The organism is Pseudarthrobacter sp. NPDC058196 (genome assembly GCF_042882685.1).
Lineage (GTDB): Bacteria > Actinomycetota > Actinomycetes > Actinomycetales > Micrococcaceae > Arthrobacter.
Genome location: NZ_JBHVVN010000007.1, coordinates 186,213 through 206,013, shown reverse-complemented (window position 1 = coordinate 206,013; position 19,801 = coordinate 186,213). Strand labels below are relative to the sequence as shown.

The window sequence follows — 19,801 nt, the reverse complement described above, 5'->3', positions numbered from 1 at the left end:
GAGTCGGGGACGCTCCCCGTCGCCAGCCTATTAGTAAGCATGCTTATTTACCAGCCGGCAGCGACCGGAACCTTCGCCACTTCAGTTATGCGCGCGGCGGTCAGGCGGCCCATGCGTACGGCACCGTCGACGTGCTGATAGCCTTCGGCAGCCAGGTCGGACGAGGACCAGTAGATAGGACCCACGGGGGCCAGCTGGTCCTTGCCGTAGCGGTGCAGGCCGCCCAGGTCGTAGCTGGCAGCATAGGCGCCCCGGGTCCACTCCTCCGAACCCCAGTCGGATTCGTAGTAGACCTCCGGAGCCAGGGCTTCGTCGCCAAGGAAGCCGGCAATGGATTCCAGGATGGCACGCTTGCGGTCCCCGGCACTGAGCTCGAAGAGGGCATCTGCCTTCTCATCGGAAACAAAACCCACCAGGGTGCCGCGGGAATCTCCGTGGTTGGTGTTGTCGTAAACCTCCTGCACCACGGCATCCGCGCCAAAGCCGGTACCCGAAAGCCCCTTGTCCCGCCAGAAAGGAGTGGCGTAGACGGCATGGACCTTGATGACCAGGCCCAGGGACTGGTGCTGGTGCATCTGGTGCTGGCGGCGCGGCAACGGCGGGTTGAAGGAGACGCGGGAGTAGAGGTTGGGCGGCACGGCCATGATCACAAAGCGGGCGTTGACGCTGGCGCGGTCCGACTCGACGGCGACCCGGTAACCGCCGTCGGCATCCGGCTCCCAGTTGATGGTGCGCACCGGGGAGTCCAGGACGACGTCGTCGCCCAACTCCTGCGCCTGGAGCAGCGAAACCTGCTGCATCCCGCCCACCACGCGCCGGTCCAGGATGAAGTCCTCGTCCGTCAGGTGGGTGAAGGAGCCGGCGGAGGCGGCCATCAGGACCGCCTGCAGGGCGGAGAAGGCGTGGGCCGGCTTGGTGAGCATGCCCCCTGCGATGAAGAGTCCGATGTTTTTGCAGGCTTCCTCGTTGGCGGAGTGTTGCCGCAACCAGTGATGGAAGGAGATGGTGTCCAGGTCACGGGCTTTCGGGTGGGCCCACGGCTCCGTGGCACCGATCTCGGCAGCCAGGCCGTCCAGGAGGGACACCAGGCGGTCCATTTCGACGGCGGTGTCCGCGTCCACGGGAAAGGAGTCTCCCGTGTAGCGCACGGGCGAACCGTCCGCACCGATGTAGATGGACTCGCCGTCGCGGTAGCGCGGGTAGGTCTCCAGGTTCAGTTCCCGGAGGAGTTCCAGAAGGGCGGTCTGGTCCGGGGAAACCCACTGGCCGCCAATCTCGAGCATGGCGCCGTCCACGGTGTCCGTCCAGGTGCGGCCGCCCACGCGGTCGCGGGCCTCAAGCACGGCGACGGTGAGGCCGGCCTTCTTCAGTTCACGGGCGGCGGTGAGTCCGGACGGCCCGGCTCCAACGACCACGACGTCGCGGTTCAGGTTCAGCATGATGTCCTCTCTTCGGCTTCCCTGGTGATGGAAACCACTAAATGAATGTCATTCATTTAGTAGAACTATAGCCGGTGGCATCGGGGAGCGGAAGTCCCGGATGGAATAATGCTGGAGACCACCGACGAAAGGGCAGGAATGCCGGCAGTATCAGCCGCACAGGGACGCACCGCCACCAGCGGGGGCGCGCAGAGGAGGCGGGCGGGCCGGCCGTCGGCGGCGGTGCTGGACAAAGCGGGGATTACCTCGGCCGCACTGAAGCTGGTCAGCCGCAAGGGCTATGACGGGTTGACCATGGCCGCCCTGGCCAAGGTGCTCGACGTGGCGCCGTCCGCCCTCTACAACCACGTGGCGTCCAAGCACGACGTCCTGCTCCTGGTGGAGGACCACCTGATGTCCCTGGTGGATGTTTCCGGATTCGGCGGCAGCAGCTGGGAAGACGCCGTGCGGACCTGGGCCTGGAGCTACCGGGATGTCTTTGCCGAACACACCCCGCTGATTCCCGTCATCGCCGTCCTGCCTGTGACGGATGCCCCGCAGACCCTCGCCATGTACGAAACCGTCAGCAGGGGATTTTCCGACGCCGGGTTCCCCCAGGACCGGATCGTGCCGTCCATCGTGGCACTGGAGTCCTTTATCTTTGGCTCCGCCTACGACGTCACGGCGCCCGAGGATATCTTCGACGCCGGTTCATTGGCGGAATCCACACCTTATTTCACGGCGGCCGTGCGAAGTTCGGCATCAGGGCAGGATGCGACGGCCGGGCAGGAACGTGGCCGCCCGGCCGACACCGCCTTCGGCCTTGGACTCGAAGCACTGATTGCAGGCTTTGGGGCAATCAGGAAGTAACGCCCCGCTGGCGGACTCAGGCGGTGTGATCCACCGCCACGATGATCTTGCCCCGGGTATGTCCCGACATGTTGATTCCTGCCGCGGCCGCGGAGTGGTGGATGCTACAGAGCCCACACTACTTGTAATACAAGTTTGTGACTTATATCCTAAGGGGGTGGGCGATGGAGCCCAGCCACGCCCCTAGGAGAATCAATGAGTACCGTCGACCTGATCCGGCACGTCAAGCTGTCCACTGCGCGCCTGCCCCTCACCGTTCCCATCAGCGACGCCAAGGTCTTCACCGGCCGGCAGAAGCCCATGACCGAGGTGGTCTTCCTGTTCGCCGAGATCACCACCGAACTCGGGCATTCGGGCATCGGCTTCAGCTACTCCAAGCGGGCCGGCGGACCGGCCCAGTACGCCCACGCAAAAGAGGTCGCCGAAGGCCTGATCGGCGAGGACCCCAACGACATCGCCAGGATCTACACCAAACTCCTGTGGGCCGGCGCCTCCGTGGGCCGCTCCGGCGTCGCCACCCAGGCCCTGGCCGCCGTCGACATCGCCTTGTACGACCTGAAGGCAAAACGCGCGGGACTGCCGCTGGCCAAGCTCCTGGGCTCATACCGCGACTCGGTGCGGACCTACAACACCTCCGGCGGCTTCCTCAACGCCACCCTCGACGAAGTGAAGGACCGGGCCACCCGGTCCATCGAGGAAGGGATCGGCGGCATCAAGATCAAGGTAGGCCTGCCGGACAGCAAGGAGGACCTGCGCCGGGTCGCCGGCATCCGGGAGCACATCGGGCCTGACGTTCCGCTGATGGTGGACGCCAACCAGCAGTGGGACCGCGCCACCGCCCTGCGCATGGGGCGCCGCCTCGAGGACTTCGACCTGGTCTGGATCGAGGAGCCGCTGGACGCCTACGACTTCGAAGGCCACGCCCACCTCGCGCAGGTCCTGGACACGCCCATCGCCACCGGTGAAATGCTCGCCTCCGTCGCCGAGCACAAGGGCCTCATCGCCGCCAACGGCTGCGACATTATCCAGCCCGATGCCCCACGCGTCGGCGGCATCACCCAGTTCCTCCGCCTCGCCGCCCTGGCCGACGAACGCGGCCTGGGTCTTGCCCCGCACTTCGCCATGGAAATCCACCTCCACCTCGCCGCGGCCTACCCCCGCGAGCCCTGGGTGGAGCACTTCGACTGGCTGGATCCGCTGTTCAACGAACGCCTGGAGACCAAGGACGGCCGGATGGTCGTCCCGGACCGCCCCGGCCTCGGCGTCACCCTCAGCGACCAGGCGCGCGCCTGGACTACCGAGAGCGTGGAATTCGGCGCGTAACCTTGACCCATGAGCCGGAACCTCACCGCGGATCTCGCCGCTGACCTTCGCAACCGCATCGTCGACGGCGTCATCCAGCCGGGCGAGAAGCTACCCAGCGAGAACACGCTCATCAGCGACTTCGGCGTCAGCCGGACGGTGGTCCGCGCAGCCCTGACCCGGTTGCAGGCCGAGGGACTCGTCGAAACCGAGCGGGGGCGCGGCAGTTTCGCCCTCACGCCGCCCTCGGACGCACCGCCGGCCACGCCGGGTGGACGGCCCGTGGCCAGCACGGAGGACAGGCTCCACCTGCTGGAATTCCGCATGGGCGTGGAGACGGAGGCCGCGGCATTGGCTGCCCGCAACCGCACGGACAGGCAGTTGCGGGCCGTCGGCACGGCACTGGAGGCCTTCGCCGGAAGCTCAGGACACCCTGCCCACGCCATGAAGTCGGACTTCGAATTCCACCGGGCCGTGGCGGCGGCATCCGGCAACCCCTATTACTCCGACTGCCTGGCAGCCCTGGGGCAGACCATGATCGCGATGCCGCGCACCCGCCTGATGACCGGCGTCGAGCATTATGCGCGGGACCATTTCGACCAGGTGGTACTGGAGCACCGCTCCATCCTGGAGGCCATCGCGGATGGTGACGGGGCTGCCGCGGCGGCCGCCATGCGGAGCCACCTGGCCAATTCACGACGCCGGTTCAAGGCTTCCGCGCGCCCGGCCGCACAGCGGGACGCTTCGCCGTCGGATTCCTAAGCTTGTTCGCGCCTCCGGTCTTTGTAGGGACGGATCCGCGAACCAGCCCATGATTGGCCAGGAACGCAGAAGAGCCCCGGTCCAAGACCGGGGCTCTTCCATTTTGCGTGCGCGAGGGGGGATTTGAACCCCCACGCCCTTTCGGACACTGGCACCTGAAGCCAGCGCGTCTGCCGTTCCGCCACTCGCGCGCAACTTCTTCCACTCAGCCGGCCCGGATTCCCGTTCCTGCACCTCGTAAAAGCAGCGAGATCAAGCATAACGGACATATACGGCAAATTACCAATTGACCGCCGGGCAGCCGCCTTTCCCACCCCGGAGCCGGTTGGCGGCAGCGCAAAAACAGCGCTGGAACGGGCCGGGGAAGCCACCGAAAGCCGGGTCGGCGGCGGGGACACCCGGTTGTGAAAACGAATCTTTGCCGGCGCCCGGCCGTTGTGGATTAAGGTCATTCACAGGGCTGGCCAGTAGTATCGGATACAGGAGTGGCTGCCGTGTGCGGCCACCCCACAATGCGGCGCACTGCACCGCAGGTGCTGGTCAGGAACTACCACTGCCCCGGAACCGGGGGGAAAGGAGAAGAACCATGGGTCTGCTGGACAAGGTCGAACGCGGCATTGAAAAGGCCGTCCGCGGTGTCTTCTCCACCGGTTCCAAAGCCCAGGTCGAGCCTGTGGAGATTGCCAGCAGGCTCCGCCGCGAAGTGGACCACAAGGCCCTCACCGTAGCTGCCGGCCGCACATTGGTGCCCAACGTTTTCGACGTCCAGCTCAGTGATGAGGATTTCCGGCGCGCACAGGAGTGGGGCACTCCCCTCGCCGAAGAACTTTGCGACGTCGTCATCAACCACGTCCGCAGCCAGGGCTACGTCCTCCAAGGGCCGGTCAGGATTTCCTTCCGACGGGAGTCCGGGCTTCGGGCCGGTGACTTCGAGATCGCTTCCTCGACCGAGAAATCCCAAGGCTCCCCGGCTCCGGCACCCGCCCAAGGGCGGCCCAATGTTCCGGCAGCACCGAGCCGGCAGCCGGCAAGGCTCCAACCGGTGCTCGATATCGACGGCCAGCGCTATTCGCTGAATGCCCCGTCCATCGTCCTGGGCCGGTCCTCCGAAGCAGACATCCACATCGAGGACACGGGCGTTTCGCGCCGCCACCTCGAAATCCGCACGGCCAACGGCGTAACGAATGCGGTGGACCTGGGTTCCACCAATGGCAGCTACGTCAACGGGCAAAGGGTCTCCGGAAGCACCGAACTCACGGACGGCTCCACCATCACGATGGGACGGACAAAGATTATCTTCCGCCTGCTTCCTGCCAACCCGGGTGGCCGCGCATGAGCGACCTCACCATCACCGCACTGCGGTTCGGCTTCCTGCTGCTCCTCTGGGTGCTCATCTTCAGCATCGTCTCGGCCATGCGCCGCGACCTCATGGTGGGCCGCAAGGCAGCGGCCGGCGCACCCACGGCACGCCAGGTCCGCCGGAACCCGGAACTGGCCGAGCCACCGCAACAGCCCGTGAAGCAGCAGGCCCGGCAACTGGTGGTGGTGGAAGGCCCCCTCAAGGGCAAGACCCTTCCCCTGGCCGCCAGCCCCATCCTGCTGGGACGCGCCCAGGAAGCCACCTTGGTCCTGGAGGACGATTACGCTTCCGGCCGCCACGCCAGGCTGTTCCCGCAGGGCAGCCGGTGGTTTATCGAAGATCTCGGCTCCACCAATGGAACTTACCTGGGAGACCAGCAACTGACCCGCGCCCTGCCGGTTGAGCCAGGGGTACCCGTGAGAATCGGCAAGACGGTCATTGAATTGAGGCCGTAACCGTGGCCGTGACTGACAAGCCCGCACCCGGATCCAATCCGGCCGAGCGGCCCCTCATCATGCGCTACGCAGCGCGTTCGGACGTGGGCCGGATCCGCTCAAAGAACGACGACTCCGCCTACGTGGGCCGCCACCTCGCCGTGGTCGCCGATGGCATGGGCGGGCATGCAGGTGGTGACGTTGCCTCCGCCGCCACCGTCCTTGACATGATCCACCTGGACCGGCCGGACTACGGTGACGATGCCGGCACCATCCTGGCCGACGAAATTCAGACCGCCAACTCCCTGCTCTCCGAGCTGGTGCACATCAACCCCAAGCTCGCAGGGATGGGCACCACCGTCACCGCCCTGCTGCTGGCCGGCGGGAAGCTGCACTTCGCCCACATCGGCGATTCCCGCGCCTACCGGCTCCGTGACGGCGAATTCAAGCAAATCAGCGTGGACCACACCTTTGTCCAGCGGCTGATCGACGAGGGCCGCCTCCGGCCCGAGGAAGCCGAAACACACCCGCACAAGAACGTCCTGATGCGTGTCCTGGGTGATGTTGACGCCAGCCCCGAGCTGGACCTGGACACCCTGGAAGCACGGCAGGGCGACCGCTGGCTGCTGTGCTCGGACGGATTGAACTACGTTGCCGGGCATGCCGTGGAACGGACTGTCAAGGAAACCAAGGACCTGCGCGAGTGCGCGGAAACCCTGGTCGACCTGACCCTTGAGGCCGGTTCCCCGGATAACGTCACGGTGGTGGTGCTGGACATCGTGCCGGAGACGCCCGACGACGTCAGCACGGCCGCCGTCGAGATCATCATGCCGCCGCCGGGCAGCAAGCCCGCTGCCGCCGCAGCGGCCGGCACCACCCCCAAGCCGGCAACCCCCGCTTCGGATCATGCCAAGCAGGCTCCCACACCAACGGATACCGGCACCGGCGACGCCGGTGAAGGCCCCGCATCCACCGAACCCGGAGGCGGCGGCGCTGCGGAACCAGGCTCAGGTTCCGCAGAGCCCGGCAGCACGGACCCGCACCTGGGCGAACACCTGTCCGCCGAGGTCCTCCGCGAAGAACTCGCCTCCCGCCCGCACGAACTGGTGGGCGCAGCTGCTTCCGCCGCGGAATCCGGGTCCATCCCCACGGTTGCCGGGCGGACGGTGGCCAGGCGCGCAGCAACGCTGCTCACCCACAAAGCGGACCCGGCGGGCGACACCGCAGACACCCTTGTTCCGCTTCGTCCCCGCCGCTGGATCGCGTGGTCGGTTGCGGCCGCAGTGGTGGTCGTGGTGGCGATTGGCCTCTGGCTGGGCTACGCCTGGACGCAAACCCGTTATTACGTGGGCGAGTTCGATTCCCGGGTGGCCATCTACAACGGGGTTTCCCAGCGGCTGGGCCCCATCCAGCTCTCCTCCCTCGAAGCCGTGACGGATATCCGGATGGATTCCCTGCCGCCCTTCTCGCAGCAGCGCGTCCGCCAGACGGTGCCGGCCAACGACCTCTACGACGCCCAGCGGATCGTCAAGAACCTGGAACTGACGGGCAGCACGTCTCCGGAAGAGGAGTGCCCCAAGCAGTCCGCGTCCGCGTCTCCGCCCGCACCAACCGACAGTGCGGCTCCCCCGCCGGCGTCAGGCGCACCTGCTCCGGCACCCGCGCCCACACCGACGGCACCGTCACCTTCACCCACACCCACCATCACCTGCCAGGGGGCTAAATGAGCCAGGTCAACACCGCCCCCAAGCCCCGCCGCAACGTTGAACTCATCCTGCTGCTGCTGGCCCTGACGGTGGGCATCGGCGCCAACATGTTGGTGGGCGTGGACCAGCAGAAGGCCTTCGACTCCGATTTCTGGTTCCAGTCAAGCCTCCTGGCCGTTGCATCCCTGGCGTTCCACGGCGTCCTGCGCTTCCGCGCGAAATATGCGGATCCGGTAATACTTCCCCTGGTGGTTGCCCTGAACGGCCTGGGCCTGGCCATGATCCACCGGCTGGACCCTCCCGGCGGTGACACCGGGAACAACCAGCTCCGCTGGACGCTGATCGCCATGGCTGTGGCAATCGCGGTCATCTGGTTCCTCAAGGACCACAGGGTGCTGCGTCGATTCACGTTTATTTCCCTGGCGGCCAGTGCAGTCCTGCTGGTGCTCCCGCTGGTTCCCGGCATCAGTGCGGGTGAGATCCTCGGTGCCCGCGTGTGGATCCGGATCGGCCCCATGACCTTCCAGCCCGGTGAGATCGCAAAGATCACCCTTGCCATTTTCTTTGCCGGCTATCTCTCCTCCAACCGGGACCTCATCCTGCTGGCAGGCCGCAAGGTGGGACCGCTGCAGTTCCCGCGCTTCAAGGACCTCGGCCCCATGATCGCCGCCTGGCTGGTGAGCATCGGCGTCCTTGTCTTCCAGAGCGACCTTGGCTCGTCCGTCCTCTTCTTCGGCCTGTTCATCGTCATGATCTATGTCGCCACCAGCCGCATCAGCTGGGTAGTTATCGGCATGGCGCTGTTCCTGGGCGGCGGCCTTATCGCCTCGCAGGTCTTCTCCCATGTGGGCCTGCGGATCGACGGCTGGTTGAACGCCTTCACCGATGAGGTCTACGGGCGGCAGTACGGCGGCAGCTTCCAGATCGTCGAGGGCCTCTTCGGCATGGCCAACGGCGGCCTGGTGGGTACCGGCCTGGGACAGGGGCGCCCCGACCTGGTTCCGTTCGCCAACAGCGACATGATCATTGCCTCCCTCGGCGAGGAACTGGGCCTGATTGGCCTCTTCGCGGTGGTCCTGATGTACCTGCTGCTCTTCACCCGCGGGTTCCGGGCCGCCCTGGGTACCCGGGACGCCTTTGGAAAGCTGCTGGCCTGCGGGCTGTCCTTCGCCGTGGCACTGCAGTGCTTCGTGGTGATCGGCGGTGTCACGCGGCTCATCCCGCTGACCGGCCTCACCACGCCCTTCCTGGCGGCGGGCGGCTCGTCGCTGCTGGCCAACTGGATCATCGTGGGGCTGCTCCTGATGATCTCGCACACGGCCCGGGGACCGGTGGATACCACTCCGCTGCCACCGTCGGCCGGGCCCGAATCCACTGGTATTGATACTCCAACCGAGGCGGTGAAGCACGCATGAACCAGGCAATACGGCACTCATGGGTCGCGGCCATCGCAATGTTCGCCCTGATCTTCGGGGCCATCAGCTACGTGCAGGTGGTGGGCGCCGACGAGCTTAAGGACAACCCGTGGAACAAGCGCGCCATCCTCCAGACGTACTGCAATGACCGGGGCTCGATCATTGTCGGCGGGACTCCGGTGGCGGAGTCGGTGGAGAGCAACTCGGAAACCTGCAAATTCCAGCGCACTTACACCCAGCCCGAGCTGTACGCGGGACTGACCGGGTATTTCTCCAAAAATTATGGCGCCACCGGGCTGGAACAATCCATGGGTGCGGAACTGGCCGGCAACTCAGACCAGCTCTTCCTCGACCGCGTGGGCCAGCTCTTCCTGGGCAACCAGCCCAAGGGCGCGTCGGTGGAACTGACCATCGACCCCCAGATCCAGCAGCTGGCTTACAACCTCATCCCCGATGGCCAGCGGGGCTCGATCGTTGTCACCAATCCCAAGACAGGCGCCATCCTTGCGATGGTGTCCAAACCGTCCTACAACCCGAACCTGGTGGCCACGCAGGATCCCACCGCGGAGAGCGCCAACATCAACGAGCTGGTCAAGGTGCCGGGCATTAACCTGAACCAGAACGTCAGCGGCCCCACCGGCGCGTTGCTCGCTCCGGGATCCGTCTTCAAGCTCGTGGACACGGCGGCCGCGCTTGCCTCGGGGAAGTACAACAAGGACAGTGTGCTGCCCAACCCCGCTGAGATGCCGTTTGACGGCATCCAGTACAAGTTGCCCAACTACGCCGGCGGCAACTGCTACACCCGGGACACCGCCACGTTCGCGTTCGCGCTCCAGCAGTCCTGCAACACGCCGTTCGCCAGCATCGCGTTGGACCTTGGCCGCAACGCCATCGCCGACCAGGCCAAGAAGTTCGGGTTTGGCGAGGACGTCGGGGACCAGCTGAAGCTTGGCCACGCCCAGGGCAACGTGTTCCCTGACAACCTGGACGCACCCGGCCTGGCCCAGTCGGCGATCGGCCAGAAGGATGTCCGCGCCACGCCGCTGCAGATCAACATGATGACGTCCGCGATTGCCAACGGCGGCGTGCAGATGCAGCCCAAGCTCGTCAAGACCCTGCGTTCTCCCGACCTGCGCGTCATCGATGAACCACAACCGCAGCAGCTGCGCACGTCCACCACGCCGCAGATCGCCAGCCAGATCACGGAATGGATGGCAAGCGCCGTCAGCGACGGCATCGCAAAGGGCGCCGCGGTTCCCGGTGTCCAGGTGGCCGGAAAGACCGGCACCGCGGAGCTCGGAAACGGAACGAACAATTCCTGGTTCACCGGTTTCGCCCCCGCGAACAACCCGCAGGTGAGTGTCACGATCGTCATGGAAGGCACCAACATCATCAACGGTGCGCAGCTGACCAGTCCCAACGCGAAGAAGATTTTTGAGGCGGTGTTGAATAAGTGAGGCCTACAACCGGAATCACCCTCGGCGGCAGATTCCAGCTGACCACGCGGATCGCGATCGGCGGGATGGGCGAAGTCTGGAAAGCCAAAGACCTCGTCCTGGGCCGCATCGTCGCGATCAAGGTGCTGAAGGAGGAGTACACCGGTGACCCCGGCTTCCTGCAGCGTTTCCGCGCCGAAGCCCGGCACACGGCCCTGCTGAACCACGTGGGCATCGCCAATGTCTTCGACTACGGCGAGGAGGAGGGCTCCGCCTACCTGGTCATGGAGCTGGTCCCGGGGCAGCCGCTGAGCAGCATCATCGAGCACGAGCACGTGCTCTCGCCGGACCGTACGCTCTCGATGATCGCCCAGACCGCCCGGGCGTTGGCCGTTGCCCACGCGCAGGGACTGGTCCACCGCGACGTCAAGCCCGGAAACCTGCTGATCACCCCCGACGGCCGGGTGAAGGTCACCGATTTCGGCATCGCCCGCCTCGCCGACCAGGTCCCCCTGACCCAGACGGGACAGGTCATGGGGACAGCGCAATACCTGGCGCCGGAGCAGGCCACGGGGCAGACCGCTACCGGTTCATCGGACATCTATTCTCTGGGCGTCATCGGCTACGAGTGCCTCACCGGCCACCGGCCTTTCTCCGGTGAATCGCAGATCGCCATTGCCCTGGCCCAGGTGAACGACGCACCGCCCCCGCTCCCGGAGTCCCTGCCCACCCCGGTCCGCGCCCTCCTGATGTCCATGCTGGCCAAGGATCCGAAGAACCGCCCGGCCAACGCCATCAAACTGGCCGAAGCCGCGGAGGCCATCCGGAACGGCGACATCAACGCAGCACGCGCCGCAGTGCCGGGCATGCTGCTGTTCGATGCCGAGGCCGGACCCATCACCGCCCCCGTGGACACGGCTACTGCTCCCACCGGCGTGATCGGCGCGCAGCGTGATTCAGCTCCCACCGCAACGTCGGCATTGCCTGTCCTGGGCGCCGGTGCCGCCGGTGCCGCGGCCGGGGTGGCTGCGGGCGCAGCGGCGGCAGGCGGGGATGGCCCGCAGGGGCCGCTCGCCCGAGCCAACGCGCTGGCGGCGGAGCGGAACTGGGACCAGGAGGAGGAAACGTACGACGACGGCCCCGCGGACGAGCCACGGCGCAAGGGCCGCAGCCCCTGGACCTGGCCTTTGGTCGCCTTGATCCTGCTGCTCCTGTTTGCCCTGGTGGGTTTCCTGCTGAACCAGGTGGGCCTTTTCTCGCCCGCCGGCAACCCGACGTCCGGCACCAGCACCACCGCCAGCAGCAGTCCTTCCCCGTCGGCCACACCCACCCGCACCACGCCGTCGGCCACGCCCACGCAGACCCGCAGCACACCGACTCCCACCCCCACACCCACGCAGGACACGGTCAATGTGATCCCCGCGGCCTACCTGGGCAAGGATTACCGCCAGGTCCAGGCTTCCCTCGCAGGCCTGGGACTCCAGGTGACGGTCCTTCCGCAGGAGAGCACCGCAACCCCGGGTACTGTCCTGGAGCTGAACCCCACCGGAACCGTGCCCAAGGGTTCGCTCATTACCGTCATCTACGCCACCGCTCCTAAACCCGCCCCCACCACGGCGGCACCGACGCCTGCGCCCACCACCTCGCCCGTGGCGGGGCCGACGCCCATCTCACCGCTGCCAACCTGTGCGGCCGGCCAGACGCCCGGAACGCCCCCAACCTGCACTCCCTGACCGCCGGGACCACCAGTGAATGAGTCATCGCGCACACCGTTGCACCGGGAGGACAACCTTCCGGTGGATAACCGGCGTGTCCTGAGCGGCCGCTACGAGCTCGGCGGCCTCATTGGCCGCGGCGGCATGGCTGATGTCTACCGGGGAACCGATACGCGCCTCGGCAGGACGGTTGCCATCAAGCTGCTCCGCCCGGACATGGCCAGGGACCCCCAGTTCCAGGCACGCTTCAAGCGCGAGGCCCAGGCGGTGGCTGCCTTGAACCACCCCTCCATCGTGGCCATCTTCGATACCGGCGAACACTTGGTCCACGACGGCTCGGCCGAGGACGTGCGGGTGCCCTACATCGTGATGGAATTCGTTGAGGGCAAGACGCTGCGCGATATGATCCGCGCCAAGGAAGTGACCATCGATCACGCCATCGATTACTGCCTTGGCGTCCTGGGGGCCCTGGAATACAGCCATAAAGCCGGGATCGTCCACCGGGACATCAAACCGGCCAACGTGATGTACTGCCCGGGAACCAATTCCGTGAAGGTGATGGACTTCGGCATTGCCCGGGCCATCGCCGATTCGTCCGCCACCATGACCCAGACCCAGGCGGTGGTCGGCACGGCGCAGTACCTGTCTCCGGAGCAGGCCAGGGGCGAAACCGTCGACGCCCGCAGCGACCTTTACTCCGCCGCGTGCCTGCTCTACGAAATGCTGACCTCACGGCCGCCGTTCGTCGGGGACAGCCCGGTCTCCGTGGCGTACCAGCACGTTCGGGAAATTGCCGATCCACCCAGCAGCCTGAACCCGGACGTTTCTCCGGCCCTGGATACGGTCATCGCCAAGGCCCTGCAGAAGAACCGCGACGACAGGTTCCAGGATGCCGCAGCCTTCCGGCGCGCCCTGCGGGCCGCGAAGGCCGGCGTGGCTGTGCCCGCCGTGGCGGCGTCCGAGGCGCCGACGGACCCCAACGACCACGTTCCGGACGCCCAGCCACGCACCGAGGCTTTCGCGGCAACGGGCGCAAGCTTCCTTGATGACGCTCCCACCGGACGGCTGGCTGCCGCCGGCCTGTACCACGACGACGGCGGGGCCGGTCCGCTGGACGTGGCGGACGCGCACACGGCAGCTGAGCCGCTCCCGCTTGTCCTCCCTCCCGAACGCGAGCCCAGCAGGCGGCAGAAGTCGCGTCGTCGTGCGTGGATTGCCACCCTGGTGATCTTCACCCTGCTGGTCCTGGCCGGGGCCGGCCTTTGGCTTTACGAAACGGTCAACCGGCCGGCGCCCGTGACCAAGGTGCAGATACCCTCGGTGGCGGCAATGACGGAGAGCGCCGCGCTGCAGACGCTGTACAACGCAAACCTGCGTCCCAAGATCACCAGGCTGCAGAACGATACCGTCGCCAAGGGAACGGCCATCGGCACAGACCCTTCGGCGGGGGCCTCAATGGATCCAGGTGCCGAGGTGGTCCTCAATGTCTCCGATGGGCCCAGCGCGGTGAAGATTCCTGACAGCCTCCCGGGCAAGACCGAGGCCGCCGCACGGGACATCCTTCGCCAGGTGGGCCTGGTGGGTGCTCCGTCAACCACCACGGCCAACAGCGCTACGGTGCCGGCCGGAATTGTCATCACGTCGAACCCGGCCCCGGGACAGAGCGTCGGCGTGGGCACCAGCGTCGAGCTGGTGGTATCCACGGGCAAGGTGGTGGTTCCTGAACTGCGGGGCCTGACACGCGAAGAAGCCGAGGCCGCGCTGAAGGGGGTCGGGTTGGTCCCCCTGGTGGTCGAGGTGGAGAACTCCCAGGTGGAGCCGGGCAAGGTGACGGATCAAAGCGATCCCGTCAACGCCGCCGTCGAGCAGGGGAAGACCATCACGGTGGTGGTTGCCAAGGCTCCCGCCCCGGCGCCGTCTCCGACGCCGACCCCCACCGACACGCCCACGCCCACGCCCAAGCCCACCAAGAAGGGCTGAACCCGCCGCCTGGCGGGTCCGGCTAGTGCTGGATGAGCGGGCTTAGCTTCGCCGCACGCGCGGCGGCGCCGTTCATGCCCAGGGACTCGAGCCAGTTGCCAAGCATCTGGTACCCGCCCTCGGTGAGGACCGATTCGGGGTGGAACTGGACGCCGCAAAGCGGTGCGGTCTTGTGCTGCAGTCCCATAACCACCCCGGAAGCGGTTTGTGCCGTGACTTCCAGGACGTCGGGAATGGACTCCCGGACCGCTGCCAGCGAGTGGTATCGGGTGGCCGTGATGGGGGAGGGGAGGCCGGCGAACACGCTGGTGCCGCTGTGCTCCACCTGCGACGTCTTGCCGTGCATCAGCTCCGGGGCGTGGGTGACCGTTCCGCCGAACGCTTCCGCCAGTGCCTGGTGGCCCAGGCACACGCCGAACATCGGAACACTGTGTTCACCGCACCACTTGATCAGCTCGATGCAGACCCCTGCCTCCGCAGGGTTGCCGGGTCCGGGTGAGATCAGGACGCCATCCCGGGCGCCGGCGAGTTCGATCGCCTCGGCCAGGGTGACGTCGTCGTTGCGGACCACCGTGGTCTCGGCGCCGAGCTCCTGGAGGTAGCCCACCAGGGTGTAGACAAAGCTGTCGTAGTTATCCACTACGAGGATCTTGGTTGTGGTCATGGCTGGTCTGCGGAACCAATCGTCGAGTCGGTGAATTGGGTGAAATGGGACATCCAAGGGAAGAGGAACTGGACCATCAATACCAGGGCAATGACGATCAGTGCCATCGAGAAGGCAATCCGCAGCCAGAGCGGGCCAGGGAGGTGGCGGAAGATCCAGGCGTACACGGTCAGCCCTTCCCTGTGGCGGCTGCTACCTGTGCCGCGATCTCAGCCGGCGGGCCGGCAGACGCCGGACGCCAACTGTCCAGCAGGGCGTAGGCGATGATGCGTTCTTCGGCGCCGAAGCGCGGGTTGCAGCTGGTCATGGTCAGGTAACTTTCCGTGGGCGCCACGCCCGGCTGGGTGGGTACCGGCTCCAGGACGTCGGTGCGGGAGGGCAGCACGATCTGGTTGTTACGGAAAACGTAGACATAGTAGCCATCCCTGGTCTGGACGTAGATCTTGTCGCCAGGCACCAGCGTGTGAATGTTGTCCAGCACGGCGCCGTGCGTCTGGCGGTGGCCGGCCACGGCGAAGTTGCCCACGGCACCGGGCATGGCCGTGTTGCTGTAGTGGCCCAGCCCCAGGGTGTCCAGCACATCCTGGCTGGTCCCCTGCACGATCGGACGGGTGTAGGTGGCGCCGAACCGGGGGATGTACATGATGCCGATCGTGCCTGCGTGGCCCGGGGCCGTTGCCACGACGGGCTTTCCGAAGCCGTCACCGGCGGCCGGTGGCGTGGCAGGTGCCGTTGCTGCCGGGGAGGGCGCGGCGGTGCTGAGGTCCTGGGCAAATTCCTTGATGACCTGGGTCTGCTTGGCGTCGGATTCAACATTGGTCCACCACAGCTGCCACGCCACAAAGAGCAGGAGGATGATGCCGGCGGTAATCAAAAGTTCGCCAATGACCTGGATGGTTCCACGTAGCAGGGAGCCACGGGGGGCGGGCGGGGCCACTGGCCCGGCCTTCTCCTGCAATACCACGCGTTCTCCTCCGGGCGTCCACCCCGGGCACCGGGTGCCCATCAACTGCGGCTAGAATTGGCTGCTAGTAAGTATCCAGATTTGACCAAGATCGCGCAGGCCGCTGGCAATTTCCTTCTTGCAGGATATCAAGCCCGGGCCGCCGAGCTTGCCCAGCCTGCCAAGGAGAGCCAGTGCCCGAGTCGAAACCTCGCAAGAAGACCGCCAGCACCTCCCAGCCGGCTTCCACGGAGGCCTACAAGCCCAACCCCGTATGGTTCAAGCCGGTGATGTTCGGCCTGATGATCATTGGCCTCTTCTGGATCATCACGTTCTACATCAGTGAGGGACGCTTCCCGGTCCAGGCGTGGCAGTCATGGAACATCGTGGCGGGCTTCGGCATCGCCATCGTGGGGTTCCTGATGACCACCCGCTGGCGTTCCTGACGCGTTCGTAACGCTTCTTTCGAGGAGGATCCAACTGTCTCCCGATTCCGCCGGCGTGATTATTGGCGACGACGGCCTGGCCCGGCCCGCGTGGGCATCCACAGATCCGTTGATGCGCGCCTACTACGACCAGGAGTGGGGGCTGCCCGTCATCGACGAGCAGGGCCTCTATGAACGCATTTGCCTGGAGGGATTCCAGGCCGGGCTCTCCTGGGCCACCATCCTGCGCAAGCGTCCCGGCTTCCGTGCGGCCTTTGCCGGTTTCGATCCCGAGGCCGTGGCCTTGTTTGGCGACGCCGACGTGGAACGGCTGATGCAGGACCCGGGTATCATCAGGAACCGCCTGAAGATCCATGCCGCCGTCAAGAACGCCCGGGCCACCTTGGAACTTCGCAACGACGGCGGGCTGGTGGACTTTGTCTGGAGTTTCCGCCCGGCGAGCACGCCGCGGCCCCGTGTAGCCGCGGACATCCCCACCCAGTCCGCGGAGTCGGTCGCGTTGTCCAAGGCTTTGCGGAAGCGGGGCTTCTCGTTCGTTGGCCCCACCACCATGTTCGCCCTGATGGAAGCCGTGGGAATAGTGGACACGCACCTTCTGGCGAGCCACCGTCGGGGTTCCTCCGGGATCTGGGCCGACTAGCCCCGCACCGGCGGCTGCGGCTTTCCCCAGCTGTTGGCAAGGTTATCCACAGTGTGGATAACGTTGGCGACATTCACCATCACCGGTCTCTTGTGGCGCGCGGCAGCCCAAACGGGCGGAAATTTGCCCGGCAGATGTGGTTATTAACAGTGTGGAATACCTGTGGATAACCATCCTTGCGGCTGGACCCGATGCTACGGACGGGTGCGCCTGACGGGGTGGTGGCTGGTGATGGACACCCGGTTGAAAGCGTTCATGGTGACCGCCACCCAGCTCACCGCGGAAAATTCATCCGCCGTGAGGTATTGCCGCGCAAACGCTTCTTCCCTTTCGCGCGATTCCTGGTCGGGGAGTTCGGTAATGCTTTCCACCAATGCCAGCGCGGCCCGTTCCTTGTCTGTAAACAGGGCAGTGTCCCGCCATGCCGGCAGCACCGCGACCCGCTGGGAACTCTCGCCTGCCTCGGTGGCCTTCCGCACGTGCAGGTCCAGGCAGTAGGCGCAGCCGTTGATCTGCGAGATCCGCACATTGAGGAGCTCCACCAGGCCAGCCCCAAGACCGGCGGCTTCCGCTGCTTCCTGAACCTTCAGTCCGAGCCCGCTGATCGCCCTCCACAGGGCGGGATGTTGTTTGTCCAGGTACAGGTGCTCGGTGACGCTCACGGGAGTCCTTCTTGGTCGAACGGCTGGGCAGGCAACCATCATAGGCGGAGTCGCCGGAGCGGCCCGCCGGCCCGGTTATGCACTTAACAACATCCGGATACCCACAAGTTATCCACAACTGTGGGTAACGGCGTGGAAATCGCGGTCCGTCGGGCTGTTTGCCCTACTCGCGCCGCAGTTCCGGTGCGGGAAACTACAGGGCTGTTACTTATTAACAGTGTGCATAACGCTGTCAATAAGTGCGGACAAAGCCCCCGACTGGGCATCCCAGGTGCCCTTTTGGGGACGGTTATCCACATGGGGGCCCTCAACCGTCCGCTTATCCACTTACACACACCCCTATCCCCACAGGTTATCCACAGGTGTGGAAAAATCAGGGTTGTTCGGGGTCGTGATGGAAATTGAAGGCCAAGGGGCGGGAAACAGCGTCTGAACTACACGCATGTAAGTTACCAACACTGTGGATAAGGTCTGTGGAAAACACAAAATGCCCGGCACCGTGGGTGCCGGGCATTCAGCGTTGCTGGTGGGCCGCAGGGGCTACAGGGTGACCCGTACCCACGCCAGGCCTACAAGCAGGACCACGACCGCAGCGAGCCCTGCGGCCTGGATCAGGCCCTGCCGGGGTCCGCGCGGAGTGTAGGCAAGGACGGCAGCACAGAGCCCGCCGGTGATCAGTCCGCCCAGGTGCGCCTGCCAGGCGATCTGGGGGACCAGGAAGCCGATGACGCCGTTGATGGCAATCAATACCCAGAGCTGGCGGGTATCGCCTCCGCGCTGGCGCTGGACCAGCAGCATGGCGCCGAAGAGGCCGAAGATTGCACCGGACGCCCCCACCACCCCAGAGAGTTGCTGGCCGGGAACGTAGAGCGGTGTCAGCAGCAGGTATCCAACGGAACCGCCCAAGGCCGAGACAAGGAACAGCGCGAGGAACCGCAGCCGGCCCAGCATTGGTTCCAGGGCCTGGCCGAAGATCCACAGCGTGTACATATTGAGCAGGATGTGGAGGAGGTTGCCCGGCGAGTGCAGGAATGCCGAGGTGAGCATCCGCCACGGTTCAAACTCGCCGTATTTCGGTTCTGCATAAATGTTGGCAAAGGCCAAGGCCTGGTAGACGCCTTCATTGGGGATGATGGACTGCAGGAGCTGGAGGACCGCGCAGACCGCAATGATGGCAAACGTCACCATCGGCCTGGCGGTGGCCACGGCCCCGCCGTATACCGTCCGCACTTCGGGCGTCGTTCGTCGTGTTTCGTTGACGCAGTCAATGCACTGGAATCCGACGGCGGCCGCCCGCTGGCAGTCCGGGCACGCCGGGCGGCCGCAGCGCTGACAGCGCACATAGGAGGGCCGGTCCGGGTGCCGGGGGCAGACCGGAACCTGCGCGGACGGCTCAGCCGACGGAATCCCGTAACTCATGCTGTGGTGTTAGAGCTGTTCGATGTCGATGCTGTTGATGGTGACATCCTCCACGGGGCGGTCACCCATGCCGGTGCGGACACCCTCGATAGCGTCGACGACCTTCTTGGAGTCCTCGTCCGCCACCTCACCGAAGATGGTGTGCTTGCCCTGCAGCCAGTCCGTGGGAATGGTGGTGATGAAGAACTGTGAACCGTTGGTGCCCTTGCCCATCTGGATGCCGGCGTTGGCCATGGCGAGCTTGTAGGGCTGGTTGAAGCTCAGTTCCGGGTGGATTTCGTCATCGAAGCGGTAGCCGGGGCCACCGGTTCCGCGGCCCAGGGGATCGCCGGCCTGGACCATGAAGTCCTTGATGATGCGGTGGAAGATGGTTCCGTTGTACAGCGGAGTACCGGTCTTGTCCTCGCCGGTTTCCGGGTGGGTCCACGCCTGCTCGCCGGTGGCAAGGCCTACGAAGTTCTTGACCGTCTTGGGCGCGTGGTTGCCGAAGAGGTTAACTACGATGTCGCCGAGGCTGGTGTGGATGGTTGCTTTTGCAGTTGCGATGGCAGTCATAAACCTCATTCTTCCATGTCCCCTATGGGCGGGAACGGCTGCGGCAGCAGTTCCGCGCTGGGTGAAATCGGCCT

At 65.7% G+C, this 19,801-nt stretch carries 19 protein-coding genes and 1 tRNA gene; 12 read left to right on the top strand and 8 right to left on the bottom strand.

Going from position 1 to position 19,801, the window contains the following annotated elements; translation table 11 throughout:
• Window positions 1-47: 47 nt before the first annotated feature.
• Window positions 48-1,439 carry a flavin monoamine oxidase family protein gene (locus tag ACFVVC_RS12065; RefSeq protein WP_387453192.1) on the bottom strand — a complete coding sequence of 464 codons (1,392 nt, stop codon included), beginning with the start codon at window positions 1,437-1,439 and terminating at the stop codon, window positions 48-50.
• 108 nt (window positions 1,440-1,547) lie between these two features.
• On the opposite strand from ACFVVC_RS12065, the gene ACFVVC_RS12060 reads away from it, so the two are divergent.
• The 3 genes from ACFVVC_RS12060 to ACFVVC_RS12050 all read left to right on the top strand — a co-directional run bounded on the left by ACFVVC_RS12060 (window position 1,548) and on the right by ACFVVC_RS12050 (window position 4,352).
• Window positions 1,548-2,288, top strand: a complete 741-nt coding sequence (locus ACFVVC_RS12060) for a TetR/AcrR family transcriptional regulator (protein WP_387453189.1) — start codon at window positions 1,548-1,550, stop codon at window positions 2,286-2,288.
• A 195-nt stretch (window positions 2,289-2,483) separates the two neighbouring features.
• Complete coding sequence (locus tag ACFVVC_RS12055) at window positions 2,484-3,611, top strand: mandelate racemase/muconate lactonizing enzyme family protein (protein WP_387453186.1); 1,128 nt, start codon at window positions 2,484-2,486, stop codon at window positions 3,609-3,611.
• A gap of 9 nt (window positions 3,612-3,620) precedes the next feature.
• On the top strand, window positions 3,621-4,352 hold the full coding sequence (locus ACFVVC_RS12050; RefSeq protein WP_387453183.1) for a FadR/GntR family transcriptional regulator: 732 nt from the start codon (window positions 3,621-3,623) through the stop codon (window positions 4,350-4,352).
• A 108-nt stretch (window positions 4,353-4,460) separates the two neighbouring features.
• On the opposite strand, the gene ACFVVC_RS12045 is transcribed toward ACFVVC_RS12050, so the two are convergent.
• Window positions 4,461-4,543: transfer RNA gene (locus tag ACFVVC_RS12045), tRNA-Leu, on the bottom strand.
• A 395-nt stretch (window positions 4,544-4,938) separates the two neighbouring features.
• Here ACFVVC_RS12045 and ACFVVC_RS12040 point away from each other — a divergent pair.
• Genes ACFVVC_RS12040 through pknB form a run of 7 tightly spaced genes read left to right on the top strand, consistent with a single transcriptional unit; the run spans window position 4,939 to window position 14,398 of the window.
• Window positions 4,939-5,688 (top strand): FhaA domain-containing protein, encoded by a 750-nt coding sequence (locus ACFVVC_RS12040; RefSeq protein ID WP_387453180.1) that lies wholly within the window; start codon window positions 4,939-4,941, stop codon window positions 5,686-5,688.
• Window positions 5,685-6,167: an FHA domain-containing protein gene (locus ACFVVC_RS12035; protein WP_285243413.1), complete on the top strand. Its 483-nt coding sequence runs from the start codon at window positions 5,685-5,687 to the stop codon at window positions 6,165-6,167. Before ACFVVC_RS12040 ends, ACFVVC_RS12035 begins: the two co-directional genes overlap by 4 nt.
• A gap of 2 nt (window positions 6,168-6,169) precedes the next feature.
• A complete protein-coding gene (locus ACFVVC_RS12030) occupies window positions 6,170-7,873 on the top strand; it encodes a PP2C family protein-serine/threonine phosphatase (protein ID WP_387453176.1) in 1,704 nt (567 codons plus the stop codon).
• On the top strand, window positions 7,870-9,267 hold the full coding sequence (locus ACFVVC_RS12025) for an FtsW/RodA/SpoVE family cell cycle protein (protein WP_387453173.1): 1,398 nt from the start codon (window positions 7,870-7,872) through the stop codon (window positions 9,265-9,267). Before ACFVVC_RS12030 ends, ACFVVC_RS12025 begins: the two co-directional genes overlap by 4 nt.
• Window positions 9,264-10,724 carry a peptidoglycan D,D-transpeptidase FtsI family protein gene (locus ACFVVC_RS12020; RefSeq protein ID WP_387453170.1) on the top strand — a complete coding sequence of 487 codons (1,461 nt, stop codon included), beginning with the start codon at window positions 9,264-9,266 and terminating at the stop codon, window positions 10,722-10,724. The genes ACFVVC_RS12025 and ACFVVC_RS12020 overlap by 4 nt, the downstream gene beginning before the upstream one ends.
• Window positions 10,721-12,436 carry a protein kinase gene (locus ACFVVC_RS12015; RefSeq protein WP_387453167.1) on the top strand — a complete coding sequence of 572 codons (1,716 nt, stop codon included), beginning with the start codon at window positions 10,721-10,723 and terminating at the stop codon, window positions 12,434-12,436. Before ACFVVC_RS12020 ends, ACFVVC_RS12015 begins: the two co-directional genes overlap by 4 nt.
• Before the next feature lie 15 nt (window positions 12,437-12,451).
• The gene (gene pknB / locus ACFVVC_RS12010) at window positions 12,452-14,398 is read left to right on the top strand and encodes a Stk1 family PASTA domain-containing Ser/Thr kinase (RefSeq protein WP_387453164.1); all 1,947 of its coding nucleotides are present in this window, start codon (window positions 12,452-12,454) and stop codon (window positions 14,396-14,398) included.
• 22 nt (window positions 14,399-14,420) lie between these two features.
• Here pknB and ACFVVC_RS12005 read toward each other — a convergent pair whose 3' ends face one another.
• From ACFVVC_RS12005 to ACFVVC_RS11995, 3 genes are read right to left on the bottom strand one after another with little or no spacing between them, the layout of a single operon-like run.
• Complete coding sequence (locus ACFVVC_RS12005) at window positions 14,421-15,062, bottom strand: aminodeoxychorismate/anthranilate synthase component II (RefSeq protein WP_387453161.1); 642 nt, start codon at window positions 15,060-15,062, stop codon at window positions 14,421-14,423.
• The gene (locus ACFVVC_RS12000) at window positions 15,059-15,229 is read right to left on the bottom strand and encodes a hypothetical protein (RefSeq protein WP_387453158.1); all 171 of its coding nucleotides are present in this window, start codon (window positions 15,227-15,229) and stop codon (window positions 15,059-15,061) included. Before ACFVVC_RS12000 ends, ACFVVC_RS12005 begins: the two co-directional genes overlap by 4 nt.
• Before the next feature lie 2 nt (window positions 15,230-15,231).
• Complete coding sequence (locus tag ACFVVC_RS11995) at window positions 15,232-16,026, bottom strand: class E sortase (RefSeq protein WP_387453155.1); 795 nt, start codon at window positions 16,024-16,026, stop codon at window positions 15,232-15,234.
• Window positions 16,027-16,199: 173 nt separating this feature from the next.
• Between ACFVVC_RS11995 and ACFVVC_RS11990 the strand changes: the two genes are divergently transcribed.
• A complete protein-coding gene (locus ACFVVC_RS11990) occupies window positions 16,200-16,451 on the top strand; it encodes a cell division protein CrgA (RefSeq protein WP_387453152.1) in 252 nt (83 codons plus the stop codon).
• A gap of 34 nt (window positions 16,452-16,485) precedes the next feature.
• Entirely contained in the window at window positions 16,486-17,091 is a 606-nt protein-coding gene (locus ACFVVC_RS11985) for a DNA-3-methyladenine glycosylase I (RefSeq protein ID WP_387453464.1), read from the top strand.
• 194 nt (window positions 17,092-17,285) lie between these two features.
• Here ACFVVC_RS11985 and ACFVVC_RS11980 read toward each other — a convergent pair whose 3' ends face one another.
• The 3 genes from ACFVVC_RS11980 to ACFVVC_RS11970 form a co-directional block, all read right to left on the bottom strand.
• Complete coding sequence (locus ACFVVC_RS11980) at window positions 17,286-17,753, bottom strand: carboxymuconolactone decarboxylase family protein (RefSeq protein WP_387453149.1); 468 nt, start codon at window positions 17,751-17,753, stop codon at window positions 17,286-17,288.
• Window positions 17,754-18,293: 540 nt separating this feature from the next.
• Window positions 18,294-19,172 carry a rhomboid family intramembrane serine protease gene (locus ACFVVC_RS11975; RefSeq protein ID WP_387453146.1) on the bottom strand — a complete coding sequence of 293 codons (879 nt, stop codon included), beginning with the start codon at window positions 19,170-19,172 and terminating at the stop codon, window positions 18,294-18,296.
• A 9-nt stretch (window positions 19,173-19,181) separates the two neighbouring features.
• Window positions 19,182-19,727, bottom strand: coding sequence for a peptidylprolyl isomerase (locus ACFVVC_RS11970; protein WP_285243423.1), 546 nt, complete (start codon window positions 19,725-19,727; stop codon window positions 19,182-19,184).
• Window positions 19,728-19,801: the final 74 nt, after the last annotated feature.